We start from the raw sequence: 15,350 nt of genomic DNA on the forward strand, positions 1-15,350 counted from the left end.
AGGAATACAATGATTCAGTCAGATAACGTGTTGGATGCAAAAGGTCTTGCCTGTCCGATGCCCATTGTGAAGACAAGAAAGATGATGAAAGATATGGAAGATGGTCAAGTGCTCGAAGTACAATCTACAGATTCAGGTACAACAGCAGATTTGCAGGCATGGACGGAAAGTGTGGGACATCAATACGTTGGTCATGTGAAGGAGGCAGATGTCTGGCGCCACTTCGTACGAAAATCGGGCCAGGAAGATCAGTCACAAAAAGAATATCCGGTTACTGTTGACAACAGCCAGTTGATGGACCGACTGCAACAACCTGACGCGGTGTTACTAGATGTCCGGGAAGAAGCCGAATATGCATTTGCTCATATTCCCGGCGCCCTATCTATACCGCTTGGTCAGTTGGAGGAACGTATGGCGTACTTGGATAAGAACAAGAAGTTTTACGTTGTATGCCGAACAGGCAACCGCAGTGATATGGCGTGTCAAAAACTAGTCGCAAATGGATTTGAAAGTGTCTCGAATGTCATTCCTGGCATGTCGGAGTGGAATGGCGGGACGGAAAATACAGTAGGGGGTATGAAAAAATGAGAATTATTCAATCAAGTGAAGTAGCAAAGAGCGTAATTACGAAAGAATCATTATTTATTTTAGATGTACGAAATACAGATGCATTCGAGGATTGGAAAATCGAAGGGGAGCGAGTACGCCATTTAAACGTGCCATACTTTGATTTATTGGATGGCATTGAAGAAATTGAAGATCAATTGCCAAAAGATGAAGAAATCTTGGTTGTCTGTGCAAAAGAAGGTTCGTCCATCATGGTGGCAGAAATTCTTGAAGAAGCAGGTTTCTCAGTAGGTTATCTTTCAGGTGGAATGAAAGCATGGAGCGAGTATCTTGAGCCTGTGAAAATTGCTGATTTGAAATCGGGCGGCGAGCTATATCAATTCGTTCGTCTTGGTAAAGGATGTCTTTCCTACATGGTCATGTCGGGTGGAGAAGCAGCAATCATTGATGCTACACGTATGACAAATGTGTTCACGGACTTTGCTAAGCAACGCGGTGTGAAGATTACAAACGTATTCGATACTCACTTGCATGCGGATCATATTTCAGGTGGTCGGCAGATCGCAAAAACTACGGGTGCAACGTATTGGCTGCCACCGAAAGATGCCGAAGAGGTAGTATTTGAATATGCTGCATTAGAAGGCGATATGTCCATTCAAATAGGTGATACGAGAATCGATATTCAAGCGCTTTATTCGCCAGGGCACACCATTGGTTCGACTTCATTTATCGTAGACGACAGTTATTTGATGACAGGTGATATTTTGTTCATTGATTCGATTGGACGTCCTGATTTAGCAGGTTTAGCAGAAGATTGGGTAGGCGACTTGCGTGAGTCATTGTATAGCCGCTATAAAGAATTGTCGAAGGATTTAACTGTCTTACCAGCTCACTTCATGATCATAGATGAGTTGAATGAAGATGGTAGCGTGTCGGAGAAGCTCGGCGTATTGTATGAGCAAAATCACGGCTTGAACATTGAGGATGAAAAAGAGTTTAGAGAGTTAGTCACGGGGAACTTGCCTCCACAGCCTAACGCGTATCAGGAAATCCGCCAGACGAACATGGGGAAGATCCAGCCTGACGAGGAAACGCAACGCGAGATGGAGATTGGCCCGAATCGCTGTGCGGTACGGTAAATAGTTAATTTAATTCATATGAAAAAATTTAAAGGAGAAGATATATATGAATACAACAACATTTTTAGATGCAAAAGGCCTGGCATGTCCAATGCCAATCGTACGGGCAAAGAAAGCAATGAAGGATATGCAAACAGGAGAAGTTCTTGAGATTCATACGACAGATAAAGGATCAGTATCCGACCTGACAGCATGGGCTGCTTCTGGCAATCATGAAATAAAAGATCAGCAACAAGAGTCTGATGTCTTTAAATTCTGGATCCAAAAAGGATAAACTAAGGATAGAGGGAATGGCTGTCTCCCTCTTTCGTCGGGAAGAAGGGAGGACATCATGACAATTCCATTTATTATCACGATCTTCCTCATTGGATTCGTCGGCTCATTCCTTTCCGGTATGATGGGAATCGGTGGCGCAATTGTCAAATATCCAATGTTGCTATTTATTCCTGCATTACTTGGTTTTGCTGCATTTACACCACATGAAGTAGCCGGAATTACTGCAGTGGAAGTTTTCTTTGCATCACTTTCAGGCGTTTTAGCGTATAGAAAGAGTAATCTGATCTTGAAGCCACTCGTTCTTTATATGGGAATCAGTGTATTAGTCGGCAGTGTACTTGGCGGTGCTGGGTCTAGTATGCTTTCAGAAGCTACTGTCAACGTAATCTACGGTATTCTAGCCGTCATGGCGGCTATTATGATGTTTATACCAAAAAAAGGACACGACAATCAGCCGATCGATGAGATTACATTCAATCGCTTCATTGCTTCAAGTGCAGCCTTTATCGTCGGCTTGGCGGCTGGAATCGTCGGAGCTGGCGGCGCATTTATCATGGTACCGATTATGCTCGTGATACTAAAAATCCCCACACGCGTCACGATTGCTACATCCCTAGCAATTACGCTGTTGTCATCGGTGGGCTCGGCATCAGGCAAGCTCTTAACAGGGCAAGTACCCTATGGACCAGCTGTCGTTATGATTGTCGCTAGCATCATTGCCGCTCCGCTCGGTGTAAAAATGAGCCGAAAAGTAAACACCAAAGTACTACAAAGCATCCTAGCCGTACTTATCATGGCTTCCGCCGTGAAAATATGGTGGGACATATTCTAACCAATCACAATCGCCAGCACATCGTTCAATGAACATGTGCTGGTGATTTTTTGTGTGAAGTCATAAGTGGAACATCATTAAATGCACTTCGGCTCTTGTAGGTAGCTCCCGTTTAGTAAATGTGTAAATCATTATACGTCAAAATAATCAAGGACGTAAACTAGTTGATCGTAAGTGGAAGGCGACGAGTGCAATGATGTGCTCCTAACGCTGCGCTTTTACTCGCAAAAGCCGTTCTTCGTAACGGCTCTTCCCAGAGGATCAGCGTGTGTCTAGAGACCCTGTCAGGTGCCTTAATTTCTGCAAAGTACACAGAAATACGGCAAAGCGAACCCTTCGCTGTTCGCTTGGCTCAAGCCACGCCCTCGGGAAAGCGTTCGCCTGGAACGCAGATCAACGGTGCCTTCACTTTTCCTACTTTCATTGCAAGGTATTAAAATTAATATTAACTTCAAAACATTCAATTAAATTACCTTGCAATAGACTAGGAATAGCCGTATACTATTTTTCAACGATGGAAAACGAATAGACATACTCTTATCAAGAGAGGCGGAGGGATTAGGCCCTGTGATGCCCGGCAACCGGCGAAAGCAAAGGTGCTACTTCCTACAAACTTTCAATAGTTTGGAAGATAAGGGAGGAATGAGCGAAAGCAGAGCCCTCTTCTTATTATGGAAGATGGCTTTTTCTGTACTTAGCGAATCGTCCTCTTGTGTTTTTCTTGTCTAGTTCTAGGAGGAAGTTGTCCGAGGAATTTCGTTGTTCCATCAATACATAAAAAAGGGGAATGGTTATGACGAATTTACAGCCAGAAACGATATTATTACACGGAGGGCAAAAGCCGGATCCAGAAACAGGCTCACGTGCCTTACCGATTCATCGTACGACTTCTTATGTATTCAGAGACACGGAGCACGCACAAAACTTATTTGCCTTGAAAGAAGCCGGCAATATTTATACAAGAATTACGAACCCGACAGTAGCTGTCTTTGAAGAGCGTGTCGCGCAGTTAGAAGGTGGAACAGCTGCAGTGGCATTGTCTTCTGGAATGGCGGCCATTGCTTTTTCTATTATGAACATCGCTGAAGCGGGCGATGAAATCGTTGCAGCCAGCAATCTCTACGGTGGCACATATAACTTATTCGCCGTGACATTACCACGCTATGGCATCAACGTGAAGTTTGTTGACGCGTCCGATCCAAAGAACTTTGAAGCAGCTATTACGGATAAAACGAAAGCGTTGTTTGCAGAAACAATTGGTAACCCGAGTTTGCAAGTTCTTGACGTGGAAGCTGTTGCGAACATCGCACATGATAATGGCATTCCATTACTAGTAGATAATACATTCCCGTCTCCTTATGGATCAAATCCTATCGAGTACGGTGCAGATGTAGTGATCCACTCAGCGACGAAATGGATTGGCGGACACGGTACGACCATCGGTGGTGTAGCCGTGGATGCAGGGAAATTCGATTGGACACAAGGTAGATTCCCGGGCTTTACAGAGCCGGATGAATCCTATCATGGCTTACGTTACGGAATCGATACAGCTGCCGCGGCTTTCGCAACGAAACTGCGCGTGCAATTGCTAAGAGACTTCGGTCCATGTCTGTCACCAGATAGTGCATTTAACTTGTTGCAAGGTTTGGAAACCCTTCATTTACGCGTACCTCGTCACAATGAGAACGCACAAAAAGTCGCGGCATTCCTACAACAACACCCGGCAGTAGAATGGGTGACGTATACTGGTCTAGAGGATCATCCAACAGCGGAACTAGCAAATAAATATTTGAAAAACGGCTATGGTTCAATTATCGTATTCGGTATTAAAGGTGGACGCGATGCAGGAAGACAAGTAATCGACAATGTAGAAATTTGGTCTCATGTAGCGAATGTGGGAGATGCGAAGTCATTAATCATTCATCCGGCATCTACAACTCATCAGCAGTTGTCTGTGGAAGATTTGAAAGACTCAGGCGTTAGCGAAGAGCTAATCCGCTTATCTGTAGGGCTGGAGTCAGCAGAGGATATTATTGCAGATTTGAAGCAAGCCATCGAAAAAGCAGCAAACTAATATATAAAAAGAACACCGTCGCAAATGCGACGGTGTTCTTTTCTTTACTATCGTTGTATTCGATTTTTTTCATCTTTGAGTGATTTGAACAGCGAAACGACCATCATAATGAGTATGATAGAGAATGGCAAGGCGGCAATAATGATGACGTTTTGCAGTGCACCCAATCCTCCGACATATAAAAGAATAACTGCGATGGCAGATTGAATGACGCCCCAGACCACTTTCAAATTATTCGGTGGAGTCAATGACCCGTATGACGACTGCATACCGAGTACAAATGTAGCAGAATCCGCTGATGTGATAAAGAACGATGTAATCAACAAGATTGCAATGACTGATATGATGAATGATAAAGGCAATTCGCTGAACATTTCAAAGATCGTCAATTCAGTTGCACTCGCAGCTAAGTCGATGATGCCAGCTTTTTGCGTTTCGATTGCTGTCGTCCCAAATGCTGTGAACCAGATCATACTGAGCACAGTAGGAACAACTAGTACGCCAATCATGAACTCGCGAATCGTTCTACCTTTTGATACGCGGGCAATGAACATCCCGACAAATGGTGCCCAAGCTATCCACCAAGACCAGTAGAATAGAGTCCAACCATTGAGCCAGATACGATTTTCCGGGGTGAGTGGTGCGGTTCGGAAACTCATACGAATGAGATTTTCCAAGTAGCCACCGATGGAATCAGTGAACATGTTGAAAATCAATAATGTGGGTCCGAGCGCAATAATGAAAACTAACAATGCCAATGCCAAAATCATATTAGCATTAGATAAAATTTTAATTCCTTTTCCAAGTCCACTCCACGCAGATGCAAGGAATAATACCGTTACCACTGCAATGATAAAGAACTGGGACCAGAAGCCGATTGATATACCAAATAAGTAGTTGAGTCCGGCGTTGATTTGGACAGCTCCAAATCCAAGTGATGTCGCCACACCGAAAACAGTGGCAAAAATAGCGAAGACGTCAATGACTGTCCCGAGCTTTCCGTCTACTCGATCACCAAAAATTGGACGAAGTGTAACGGAGATTAATCCGGGTTGTCTTTTGCGGAACTGGAAATATGCCAATACTAAAGCGGTCATGCCATATACAGACCAAGCATGGAAACCCCAGTGGAAGAATGTCGACTGCATTGCTTCTTTATAAGCAGCTTTTGTTTCAGGAGCCTCTGTTGCAGGACTTACTGCGTAATGCGAAAGAGGTTCGGCCGCACCGTAGAACACGAGTCCAATTCCCATACCAGCGGAAAATAGCATCGCCAGCCAGGAAAACATGGAAAACTGCGGTCTGTCATTATCCTTTCCTAATCGGATTTTACCGGTCGGACTGAATATCAAGTATACCGAAATGAAGAATAACATGGAGACGGTTAGTAAGTAATACCAGCCGAATGAATCCGAAATATAGGCTTGGATAGTGGACGTGATTTCTTCAAAGTGCTTGGGGGCAATGACGCCGTATCCCACTGCCAATATGACAGCCACTAATGTAATGTAAAATGTTGTTGATATTTTTTTCATAGGTCCTCCTATTTAGAATGTAGTCTGAGAAATGAGCAAAGTACATAATCGAAACAGTAGAATAAAATTGCATATATACAGTTGATAATACCCGTTTGACCGCCCATATAAACGTTAAATAAACGACGTTCTATTGCCAAATTCATCGCAAATACAAATAGAATTGACGAAAAAATTTGCTTCTCGTCGCATATGTAAGTTGTTTCCGTAGTACCATTCATGTGCTTGCTCAAAAAAGTCGCCTTGCGCTTGTGACAGTATACATGAAACGCATGGGTGATTTCTACCTTAACAAACAATCTCCTTTCACACAACAGGAACAGTGGCCATGTTATACTATTGAAACAAAGGTAATGAGGAGGAAATTTTCATGCAATATTCACAGCCTAAGATGCTTCAGCTCGTAAAGCATAGCCCAGAGCTAAACAGAAAATTGAAAGCGATTATGAAAGAGCATGAGCTAGAGAAAAGCTTTGCATTGAAAGCACTTTATCATGCAGAAGTGAAAGACGGCGGAGTCTATCAGCGGGATTATCAGGAGCTGTAAGTAGACGCACACGTATATAGCGGGCGTTGTACTAGACATTATTCACAAAAAGACCGATGAGAGATTCTTTTCATCGGCTCTTTACACTACGGGTTGCTATATGAGTAGCCACGTTAACTGATGTACATACTAAAAAAAAGAGCAGCCAAAATTGGCTGCTCTTTTTTGTGATGAATGAAAAGCGAATGATTATATTTGATCACGATGCTTTCTCCTTTAAAAATCATGAAGGATTAAACGGTTGATTACCTTCCGACTGCTTGTTCTTCTTCGAGTTCGCGTTTTTATTCTTAGCCGCATCGTTCTGTCCAATGACATCAAAATCGTCAGGACTCAAATCATATCCAAAACCATATTCCTCGCGCATGTTCTCATTTTTCTTCTTATTGTTCTTTTTGTTAGACATGTTCGTCACCTCCATTATAGAAGTGTGGCATTCTTATTGGAGATTATACATCTGCTAGGAGCGGTTGTGACGTTGCATAGAGCGGTTGGATATGTTCTATGAGCACAAAAGAATTCATTCATATCGATCTTAAGATTTTCTTCATATTTATCCTCAGTCTTTGTTAAGAGTGGGGTGGTAGAATGAAGGTATTAGTGAGACGGGGTGACGTACATGGCAGAGTTTACAGTGCTTGTAGCAGATGACGATAAGGAAATTCGTGAGGGAATTGAGATTTATTTGAAAAATGAAGGATATCGTGTACTGAAAGCGAAAGATGGGCAAGAAGCGTTAGAGTTGCTTTCGTTGAATGAAATCCATTTATTGATTTTAGATATTATGATGCCGAATATGGATGGGATCACGGCAACGTTCAAGATACGAGAAGCGCAGAATATCCCGATTATTATGTTGAGTGCGAAAGTGGAAGACTCGGATAAAATCCACGGGTTATCAGTAGGTGCAGATGATTATGTCACGAAGCCATTCCATCCGCTTGAATTGATGGCTCGTGTGAAATCACAACTTCGCCGGTATGTACAGTTAGGGACGTATGAAGGACAAAAAGTCATTGAAGTAAACGGACTGGTCCTGAACGAAGAGGAGAAGGAGCTGACGGTGGACGGGACACCCGTTCGGCTGACTCCGATTGAATTCAAAATTACGGAACTACTGATGAAACACCCAGGACGCGTATTTTCAATTAATGAAATATATGAACGTGTGTGGAATGAGCAAGCGTATAATGCAGAAAATATCGTAGCGGTGCATATCCGAAAGATTCGGGAGAAAATCGAAGCGGATCCTAAAAATCCGCGGTATGTGAAGGTGGTGTGGGGCGTTGGCTATAAGATCGAAAAATAGAAATGGCTTGGTTGGGTCACTCATTGCGATTACGCTAGCTCTAGGAAGCCTAATGTACTGCGCCTCATTTACGGTTGATCTTTTCCTCGACGGATGGGAACGATTAAACCTGGCAGCCCATTACTTTGGACGAATTATTAGAGGAGGAACCGTGTGATGAACAAAAGTATAAAATTGGCTATCTGGTCTGCACTCGTGACACTAGTATTGATCGCATTGCCGTCCATCATTCATTATGCACCGCAGCTTGTTGGCAAATCGTTTACCGATCAAGAAGACTTTACCTATAGAATGGAACAAGTATACGATAATTTGTCGGCTACTGTACTCAATCCAATCGACTTGAAAAAAGCGGAGAAGGAATTAACGGTTTCACAGGATGAAATTGAAGAATACCGACAGCGATACGGTACACTTTCTGAACAGCTTGATACTATCCAGCAACAATATACAGAACGAATTGCGGAAGCGAAAAGCGAGAAAAATGAAACGTTGCTATTGGCTCTAGTTAAAGAGCGAAATACGAAACTAGAAGAGATCCAAAAGAATTTTGATAGCCATAGTTATGTAGAAGACAAAATCCGTTCGGAAAAGGTAAAAGCTTTAGCTAGTCAAATTAGGGAGACAGAAAATAATCGAGAAATGAATATTCCCATTTCCTATGATCTCGTGAATGTTGAAACGGGTGAGCGATTTACGCGTGGAGATGTCGAGGTCACGTCACTTTTCCAACAACAATTTACTGAAGCAACAGGATATTTCAAGGCGAACTCGGCTGTGTATGACAATGGCTACTCTGACTATTCAATGGAACAAGGCTCGACGTTCACAGATGACAATGCGGTGGAAATTAGTAATCCCGCGCAATATTTCAAAGGAACTGTTAGTATTCCTTCAGATGCTACAGTGTCGGGGCAATTGGCTAAGGAAAACGATCAATTCATCCGAGGAAAATATATGATGTATGCCTTGTGGGTTCTCGGTGTGCTAGCGCTCGTGGCATTGTGTACAGTGATGAAGTTTCAGAAAGAATGGGTGCGGCAGTCAAGATTGGCCGCAACGTATTCACGCTGGAAAATAGATGTGAAAGTAGTTCTTTTGCTACTGACCGCATTTATTCTGACTCTTTATTTCGAATCGACTATATTCAATATCTTTAATCAGTTTATGTACCTAAACTTAGGCATTATTAGTAATATGGCGGTCAGTTTCTTGCTGATTGGCGTACCGTTTACCGCATTATTGGCGTTTCAAGCTGTTCATGTATTTATGTTATACCGCCAACCAGGGCGGCTGATGAAAGATTGGCATGAAAGCTTCACGATGCAATTTGCGAAAGATAGTAGAGACACATTCAACAATCGTACGATGGGTGTACAGTTCTCGTTGGTACTGATGATCTTTTTCCTTGCCGGCGTAGGCTTGGTTGGGGGAGTTATGCACCCATCGCTTCTGATCATTTACGTTTTCTGTGTACTGTTTGTCGCACTACCGGCATTATTCATTTTCGTGAAAAAAGCAGCCTATTTGAATCGTATACTGGCAGCAACGAATGATATGGCGGCGGGTCATCTGACGCAGGCGATACCGGTCAAAGGTACATCGCAGCTTGCGAAGCATGCAGCGAATTTGAATAATCTCCGCGAAGGGGTTCGCGTATCGATCAATGAACAAGCGAAAAGTGAGCGGTTAAAAACGGAGTTAATCACAAATGTCAGCCATGATTTGCGGACACCGCTTACTTCAATTATAACGTATACGGATTTACTGAAAGATGAGACGTTAACTGCGGAAGAACGTTCAAAATACATTGGCATTCTAGATCAGAAGTCACAGCGCTTAAAAACACTCATAGAAGATTTATTCGAAGTATCCAAAATGGCAAGCGGTAATTTAGAAATGGAGAAGCAACGTGTAGATTTAAATCAGCTGATCCAACAAGCATTGGCAGAGCATGCGGAAGAATTCGTTGAGCAAGATTTGCATATTCGAACTACTTTACCTGAAGAACCCGTCTTTGCGATGGTAGACGGACAAAAGTGGTGGAGAGTACTTGATAATCTGTTCATCAATGTATGGAAGTACTCGTTGCCAGGTACGAGGGTGTATGTCAATCTTCAACAAGTGGGATCGAATGCGCGTATCGTGTTGAAAAACGTTGCACAATATGAACTTGGTGACACGACAGATGAATTATTCGAACGCTTTAAGCGGGGGGACACGTCTAGGCAAACGGAAGGTTCGGGTCTAGGATTGGCTATTGCACAATCTATTGTCGAGCTGCATGGCGGCCGGATGGAAGTGGAGGTCGATGGAGATTTATTTAAAGTGACGATTGATGTCATAGGGGGGTAAATTGGCGCGGAGTGGGGTGGGAGAAAATTCCCATCTTACTCTTTTTTTGAAATTGAAAGAGGAATCAGTTTAGTTTATGGCGAATACGGGTATGTATAGAGAGTGCGGTCTATTGATTAGGGGCAGCATGAAAGGGAGGAATGGTTATATGACAATCGTTGACGGAAAGTATCCAAACAAAAAAGATCTTACTCCGAGAGTGGAAGAAATCAATGAAGAGAAGTGTGTGGTAGAAGGCGTAGTAGTACCAGATGAACTACCTCTTGCCGATCCAGCAGATTCTGATTCAAGTGTAGCATTTAGAGAAAATGCACAAGATGAAACGGGAGAACATAAACCTTCCGCTTATAGTCAAAATAAATCCCCGAGCCAAAACTATCATGATCTGACACCCGGTGAAAAATTCCCGTATGGAGATCAGGAAGAATATAATCGTGAATACAACCATGAAGCGCATGATCAGTGGAATGAGCATAAGAATATTAAAAAGCAAGAAGAGAATCCGTCATAATGTCAGCCTGCCTAAGTGCAAGGCTGTTTTTAGATTATAAGAGAGGGTGGAATGAATGGGTGCATTGCAACAATTCTCCATGGCGAGAGGTTATACATTAAGTCTTTGTAAACGAGCGGACGAATCCGCGTGGGACGTTCAACCTAAAGGTTTTTCAAATACTGTACGGTGGAATGTAGGACATATCTATTCATTGACTGAAGACTTTCTTCACCGCGCAATGAATGACTATCCAGTCGATAAGTTGGAATGGTCAGAATTCTTCGCGACGGGAACGAGTCCATCTACTTGGCCGAGTAGCGCTCCAACTGAAGAGGAATTGATCACAGCGATGAAAGATCAAGGTAAGCGTATTTCGAAACTAACTGAACAACAGCTGACGCATCGATTGAGTACACCGCTTTCTATTGGTACGTTTATTACGATGGAAACTGTCGATGAAGTTCTGCAGTTTCTTACTTGGCACGAAGGTTTGCATGCCGGTGTGATTGATGGGCTACTTAGAGCGAATAAATAATATCGGATATAGCCGTTTGGGAGATCGTAATTGATTTCTTGAGCGGCTTTTTTGTGTTACTGGCCTTCGTTGGTAAGGGAGTAAGCCTTTTAGATTTTTATACTGAAGAACACAGATCAACGGCACCTTCTAAATCGAGATTTACTCACACTCAGCCTTAAGTCTGAGTCAGAAATCCGCTATGGGACCGTCGGAGAAATCGGGGATTCATTATAAACTAAGGATACAAATGAAGGGAGGACATCCACATGAAGACACTTGGATTAGTTTTATTAGGCATTATAGCAGGTTTGGCATTTGTGCTAAACGTAGGTCCAATCATTGCTTTAGCCATAACAGGAGCGATCGCGCTTGTTAGTTATCACTACTGGAGAAAGAGCCAGTCGATGTTCGCGAAAGTATTCTGGATGGCGATTTTGATCATCAGTGTAATCGGTTCAATTTCTAATATTGGTGCATTCATCGGGATCATCGCATTGATTGGAGTCTATTACGTATACCGCAAATGGAAAGATCGCAATGTAAACCCGAACGTAATATCCAATGACCCGTTCACAAACTTTGAACGTCAATGGAATGAACTGACAAAATAAAAGGAGAGATGTAATATGAACGCATTTTGGCACAAACTAAAATATACGTTACAAGAAGATTTGAATAGTTTGATGGATAAGTCGCAAAAGAAAGAAAATCCGCTTGTATTACTGAATCAGTATTTCTTAGAAGCACAAAAGCAAACAGCGGAAATCGGGAAGTTGCTTGAACGACAAGGAAGACTGAAGGAAGAATTGGAAGCCGAATGTCAAGACGCGAATTCGATGGCGATGAAACGCCGTCGTCAACTGGAACTTGCTGAAGTAACAGGAGACGCAGAGTTGATTGCATTCGCGCAAGAAGAAGTAGATGCATATGAAGGACGAGTTGCCCGCTTATCTGCGAGCATCCAAGACGCCACGCAAGAATTGCTGTCATTGGAACGGAAATTTGAAGAGATGAAGCATCGTGTGAAAGATATGCGTGTTCGTCAGTTGCAATTGATGGGCAAAGAGAACGTGACGCGTGCGCAGGAAAAGATGAATCGATTCGTCAAGCCAGATAGTTCGTTTTCAACACTGGACGACTTGCATTCGTACATCGAAAATCTTGGCGGTGAAACGAGAACGACGCAATCACACTCGTCAATGGAGCAGCGTTTGGATTCATTAGAGAAATCTAACGCAAAATCTCAGGATATTGTGTAAACTATAAGAGGAAGCATCACGCTTCCTCAATCGAGAAGGGAGAGAATGAAATGGCTAAGAGGGATTCTACTAAAGTTTCAGTATACGTACTTGCTCTTTTGGCGATTGCTTTCGTCGAATCCATGGTGTTTTCAAACGGCAATTTCATCTTCCTCCTTCTCGGTTGGGGATTCCTCGATTATGGTTATCGAAAACGTGGAAAATGGACAGCAATCACAGGAATCGTCTTTATAGTGATTGCGCTTCTGACATTATGGAGTGTACGTCTGCTGATTTTAGCCATTGTTTTGTATATTATCATGAAATTATGGAAAGGTACGCCGGCCAATGAAGTCTTTGGCGATTTGCAAAAGCCTCGTGTTAGACGATCGCAAGGTATGTGGAGGAACCGCTTGTTTTCGGTCCAATCCACTCCATTCTCGACGTATGAGTGGGAAGATATTCATATGCAAGGGTTTTTCGGTGACGTGCATGTCGATGTGACGGATACGGTATTGCCTAGAGGCGCTTCCTTTATTTCGATTCGGCAAATCTTCGGTAAAGTGCGTATTGAACTGCCGTACGATATTCCGGTACGCATTCATTATGCCACGTTATACGGTGAAGCGAATATGTTAGGCAAAGTTCCACAGCAACTATTTAATGAAACTATACAAGAACATGACGGCTATGAAACGAAACGGCCGAATGATCCCGAGTTGATTATTTCAGTATTTACTTGGATCGGTGACGTGGAGGTGCGTAGAAAATGAAGGTAATCATTGGTCGCACCATTCTCTTGACGTTGACGTTTAGTACGATCGTCGCGGTCTTTTTCTATTTGTTCATTGATGTATCTATCACTGACTATCAGAGGTTGCTACTTGATACGGAAGCTGCGGATATGCCGTTGTTGGTCTGGTTGTTCACGACGATTTTCGTCATTAGTTTAGGAATTGCTAGCTGGATCAGCCTACACAGTAGGATGAAAGAGAATATCATTATCGGAAAATTACAGGATTTGTATGCTAAACAGCAGTTTACAAGCTCGAATAAAATGAAAAAACAAACGAATCGTTCCATTGAACAGTTATATGAAGTACTTGAAGCACAGCGAAACAGTTTGCGTAAAATTACGGATGAGCGTGTCGAGACACAAGATCAAATTATTCAGGAACGTATTATAGAAGAACGTCAAAGGTTAGCAAGGGAACTGCATGACTCTGTCTCCCAACAATTGTTCGCAGCCTCGATGCTGTTATCAGCACTAGCGGAACAAGCGGAAGAAGGACCAATCCGTAAGCCGTTACTGCAAGTGGAACGAATGGTTCAGCAGGCCCAATTAGAAATGCGAGCATTGCTTCTTCATTTACGTCCGGCGGCACTGCATAACCAGACGCTTGCCGAAGGTCTCGAAGAATTATTGTGTGAATTACAGGAAAAAGTGACGTTCGATATTACACATCGTTTAGAAGATATCGTGCTATCCAAAGGTGCGGAAGATCATTTATTCCGGATTGCACAAGAAACGTTATCGAATACACTTCGCCATGCAAAGGCAACGGAAGTAGAAATTTTATTAATCGAACGGGATGGATTGGCGATTTTACGCGTGCAAGACAATGGCGTTGGATTTAAGCAGGACGTAGGAAAAGGCGGATCATATGGTCTGCAGAATGTGAAGGAACGGGCGATTGAGATCGGTGGTAGTTGTAAGATTGTCTCGGTACCGTCTCAAGGAACGATCGTAGAAGTGAAATTACCGATTTTGAAGGGGGAGCTGGCGGATGATTCGAGTGCTGTTGGTAGATGATCATGAAATGGTGCGCATTGGCGTATCGACGTATTTACAGATGCAACCGGATATTGAAGTAATTGCGGAGGCCGAAAATGGACAGATAGGCGTCGTAAAAGCACTGGATTTACGTCCGGATATTATTCTGATGGACATGGTCATGCCTGTTATGAATGGCGCCGAGGCGACTGCTGAGATTATCGCCAAGTGGCCGGAAGCGAAGGTAATTATCGTCACGAGTTTCCTCGATGATGATAAATTATACCCTGCACTTGAAGCGGGTGCTGTCAGTTATATTTTGAAAACATCCAATGCGAAGCGCGTGGCGGATGCTATTAGAGATACCATGCAGGGACAAACCGTGCTTGAGCCTGAAGTGACATCTAAAATGATGACAAAAATGCGCAGTGGCCAGACGCATGCCTTGCATGAAGACTTAACCGATCGCGAGCTCGAAGTCTTATTATTATTGGCTAAGGGTAAATCTAATCAGGAAATTGCGGATGAACTATTCATTGCGTTAAAAACTGTGAAAACTCACGTCAGTAATCTATTATCCAAATTAGAAGTCCAAGACCGCACTCAAGCGGTTATTTATGCGTTTCAAAATAAATTAACGGATTACTAGTCTACAAGTATAAGCCGCGGCATATCAATAGATCAATGATAAAAC

General features: G+C 43.0%; 17 protein-coding genes and 1 riboswitch. Of the genes, 15 read left to right on the plus strand and 2 right to left on the minus strand.

Annotated features, from left to right (window positions below; all coding sequences use genetic code 11):
* Nucleotides 1-9 precede the first annotated feature (9 nt).
* From CSV75_RS12010 to CSV75_RS12030, 5 genes are all read left to right on the plus strand, one after another.
* Complete coding sequence (locus CSV75_RS12010; protein WP_099676015.1) at nucleotides 10-588, plus strand: sulfurtransferase TusA family protein; 579 nt, start codon at nucleotides 10-12, stop codon at nucleotides 586-588.
* On the plus strand, nucleotides 585-1,706 hold the full coding sequence (locus CSV75_RS12015) for an MBL fold metallo-hydrolase (protein WP_099676016.1): 1,122 nt from the start codon (nucleotides 585-587) through the stop codon (nucleotides 1,704-1,706). Before CSV75_RS12010 ends, CSV75_RS12015 begins: the two co-directional genes overlap by 4 nt.
* A 46-nt stretch (nucleotides 1,707-1,752) precedes the next feature.
* Nucleotides 1,753-1,980, plus strand: a complete 228-nt coding sequence (locus tag CSV75_RS12020; protein ID WP_099673456.1) for a sulfurtransferase TusA family protein — start codon at nucleotides 1,753-1,755, stop codon at nucleotides 1,978-1,980.
* Nucleotides 1,981-2,037: 57 nt separating this feature from the next.
* On the plus strand, nucleotides 2,038-2,814 hold the full coding sequence (locus CSV75_RS12025) for a sulfite exporter TauE/SafE family protein (protein WP_099676017.1): 777 nt from the start codon (nucleotides 2,038-2,040) through the stop codon (nucleotides 2,812-2,814).
* Nucleotides 2,815-3,348: 534 nt separating this feature from the next.
* Nucleotides 3,349-3,452, plus strand: a riboswitch (SAM riboswitch).
* A 155-nt stretch (nucleotides 3,453-3,607) separates the two neighbouring features.
* Nucleotides 3,608-4,888, plus strand: coding sequence for an O-acetylhomoserine aminocarboxypropyltransferase/cysteine synthase family protein (locus tag CSV75_RS12030; RefSeq protein WP_099676018.1), 1,281 nt, complete (start codon nucleotides 3,608-3,610; stop codon nucleotides 4,886-4,888).
* Between the two features lie 47 nt (nucleotides 4,889-4,935).
* Here CSV75_RS12030 and CSV75_RS12035 read toward each other — a convergent pair whose 3' ends face one another.
* Nucleotides 4,936-6,423: a glycine betaine uptake BCCT transporter gene (locus CSV75_RS12035; RefSeq protein WP_099676019.1), complete on the minus strand. Its 1,488-nt coding sequence runs from the start codon at nucleotides 6,421-6,423 to the stop codon at nucleotides 4,936-4,938.
* Between the two features lie 370 nt (nucleotides 6,424-6,793).
* On the opposite strand from CSV75_RS12035, the gene CSV75_RS16445 reads away from it, so the two are divergent.
* Entirely contained in the window at nucleotides 6,794-6,970 is a 177-nt protein-coding gene (locus CSV75_RS16445) for a hypothetical protein (RefSeq protein ID WP_099627696.1), read from the plus strand.
* 223 nt (nucleotides 6,971-7,193) lie between these two features.
* Here CSV75_RS16445 and CSV75_RS12045 read toward each other — a convergent pair whose 3' ends face one another.
* Complete coding sequence (locus CSV75_RS12045) at nucleotides 7,194-7,376, minus strand: hypothetical protein (RefSeq protein WP_099676020.1); 183 nt, start codon at nucleotides 7,374-7,376, stop codon at nucleotides 7,194-7,196.
* 213 nt (nucleotides 7,377-7,589) lie between these two features.
* Between CSV75_RS12045 and CSV75_RS12050 the strand changes: the two genes are divergently transcribed.
* The 9 genes from CSV75_RS12050 (at nucleotide 7,590) to CSV75_RS12095 (ending at nucleotide 15,305) form a co-directional block, all read left to right on the plus strand.
* Nucleotides 7,590-8,279, plus strand: coding sequence for a response regulator transcription factor (locus CSV75_RS12050; RefSeq protein WP_099676021.1), 690 nt, complete (start codon nucleotides 7,590-7,592; stop codon nucleotides 8,277-8,279).
* A gap of 156 nt (nucleotides 8,280-8,435) precedes the next feature.
* Nucleotides 8,436-10,634, plus strand: coding sequence for a HAMP domain-containing sensor histidine kinase (locus CSV75_RS12060; RefSeq protein ID WP_099676022.1), 2,199 nt, complete (start codon nucleotides 8,436-8,438; stop codon nucleotides 10,632-10,634).
* 148 nt (nucleotides 10,635-10,782) lie between these two features.
* Nucleotides 10,783-11,145, plus strand: a complete 363-nt coding sequence (locus CSV75_RS12065) for a hypothetical protein (protein WP_099631974.1) — start codon at nucleotides 10,783-10,785, stop codon at nucleotides 11,143-11,145.
* Between the two features lie 55 nt (nucleotides 11,146-11,200).
* Nucleotides 11,201-11,662 (plus strand): DinB family protein, encoded by a 462-nt coding sequence (locus CSV75_RS12070; protein ID WP_099676023.1) that lies wholly within the window; start codon nucleotides 11,201-11,203, stop codon nucleotides 11,660-11,662.
* Between the two features lie 248 nt (nucleotides 11,663-11,910).
* Nucleotides 11,911-12,255: a lmo0954 family membrane protein gene (locus CSV75_RS12075; protein ID WP_099676024.1), complete on the plus strand. Its 345-nt coding sequence runs from the start codon at nucleotides 11,911-11,913 to the stop codon at nucleotides 12,253-12,255.
* A 15-nt stretch (nucleotides 12,256-12,270) separates the two neighbouring features.
* Entirely contained in the window at nucleotides 12,271-12,903 is a 633-nt protein-coding gene (locus tag CSV75_RS12080; RefSeq protein ID WP_099676025.1) for a PspA/IM30 family protein, read from the plus strand.
* A gap of 50 nt (nucleotides 12,904-12,953) precedes the next feature.
* Nucleotides 12,954-13,655: a cell wall-active antibiotics response protein LiaF gene (liaF, locus tag CSV75_RS12085; protein WP_099676026.1), complete on the plus strand. Its 702-nt coding sequence runs from the start codon at nucleotides 12,954-12,956 to the stop codon at nucleotides 13,653-13,655.
* Nucleotides 13,652-14,695 (plus strand): sensor histidine kinase, encoded by a 1,044-nt coding sequence (locus tag CSV75_RS12090; RefSeq protein WP_099676027.1) that lies wholly within the window; start codon nucleotides 13,652-13,654, stop codon nucleotides 14,693-14,695. The genes liaF and CSV75_RS12090 overlap by 4 nt, the downstream gene beginning before the upstream one ends.
* Nucleotides 14,670-15,305 (plus strand): response regulator, encoded by a 636-nt coding sequence (locus tag CSV75_RS12095; protein ID WP_099676028.1) that lies wholly within the window; start codon nucleotides 14,670-14,672, stop codon nucleotides 15,303-15,305. The genes CSV75_RS12090 and CSV75_RS12095 overlap by 26 nt, the downstream gene beginning before the upstream one ends.
* Nucleotides 15,306-15,350: the final 45 nt, after the last annotated feature.

It is taken from the genome of Sporosarcina sp. P18a (assembly GCF_002743135.1).
GTDB lineage: Bacteria > Bacillota > Bacilli > Bacillales_A > Planococcaceae > Sporosarcina.

Coding starts and splice junctions, on each gene's coding strand:
- CSV75_RS12010 (WP_099676015.1), top strand. CDS start 10: ATGATTCAGTCAGATAACGTGTTGGATGCAAAAGGTCTTGCCTGTCCG.
- CSV75_RS12015 (WP_099676016.1), top strand. CDS start 585: ATGAGAATTATTCAATCAAGTGAAGTAGCAAAGAGCGTAATTACGAAA.
- CSV75_RS12020 (WP_099673456.1), top strand. CDS start 1,753: ATGAATACAACAACATTTTTAGATGCAAAAGGCCTGGCATGTCCAATG.
- CSV75_RS12025 (WP_099676017.1), top strand. CDS start 2,038: ATGACAATTCCATTTATTATCACGATCTTCCTCATTGGATTCGTCGGC.
- CSV75_RS12030 (WP_099676018.1), top strand. CDS start 3,608: ATGACGAATTTACAGCCAGAAACGATATTATTACACGGAGGGCAAAAG.
- CSV75_RS12035 (WP_099676019.1), bottom strand. CDS start 6,423: ATGAAAAAAATATCAACAACATTTTACATTACATTAGTGGCTGTCATA.
- CSV75_RS16445 (WP_099627696.1), top strand. CDS start 6,794: ATGCAATATTCACAGCCTAAGATGCTTCAGCTCGTAAAGCATAGCCCA.
- CSV75_RS12045 (WP_099676020.1), bottom strand. CDS start 7,376: ATGTCTAACAAAAAGAACAATAAGAAGAAAAATGAGAACATGCGCGAG.
- CSV75_RS12050 (WP_099676021.1), top strand. CDS start 7,590: ATGGCAGAGTTTACAGTGCTTGTAGCAGATGACGATAAGGAAATTCGT.
- CSV75_RS12060 (WP_099676022.1), top strand. CDS start 8,436: ATGAACAAAAGTATAAAATTGGCTATCTGGTCTGCACTCGTGACACTA.
- CSV75_RS12065 (WP_099631974.1), top strand. CDS start 10,783: ATGACAATCGTTGACGGAAAGTATCCAAACAAAAAAGATCTTACTCCG.
- CSV75_RS12070 (WP_099676023.1), top strand. CDS start 11,201: ATGGGTGCATTGCAACAATTCTCCATGGCGAGAGGTTATACATTAAGT.
- CSV75_RS12075 (WP_099676024.1), top strand. CDS start 11,911: ATGAAGACACTTGGATTAGTTTTATTAGGCATTATAGCAGGTTTGGCA.
- CSV75_RS12080 (WP_099676025.1), top strand. CDS start 12,271: ATGAACGCATTTTGGCACAAACTAAAATATACGTTACAAGAAGATTTG.
- liaF (WP_099676026.1), top strand. CDS start 12,954: ATGGCTAAGAGGGATTCTACTAAAGTTTCAGTATACGTACTTGCTCTT.
- CSV75_RS12090 (WP_099676027.1), top strand. CDS start 13,652: ATGAAGGTAATCATTGGTCGCACCATTCTCTTGACGTTGACGTTTAGT.
- CSV75_RS12095 (WP_099676028.1), top strand. CDS start 14,670: ATGATTCGAGTGCTGTTGGTAGATGATCATGAAATGGTGCGCATTGGC.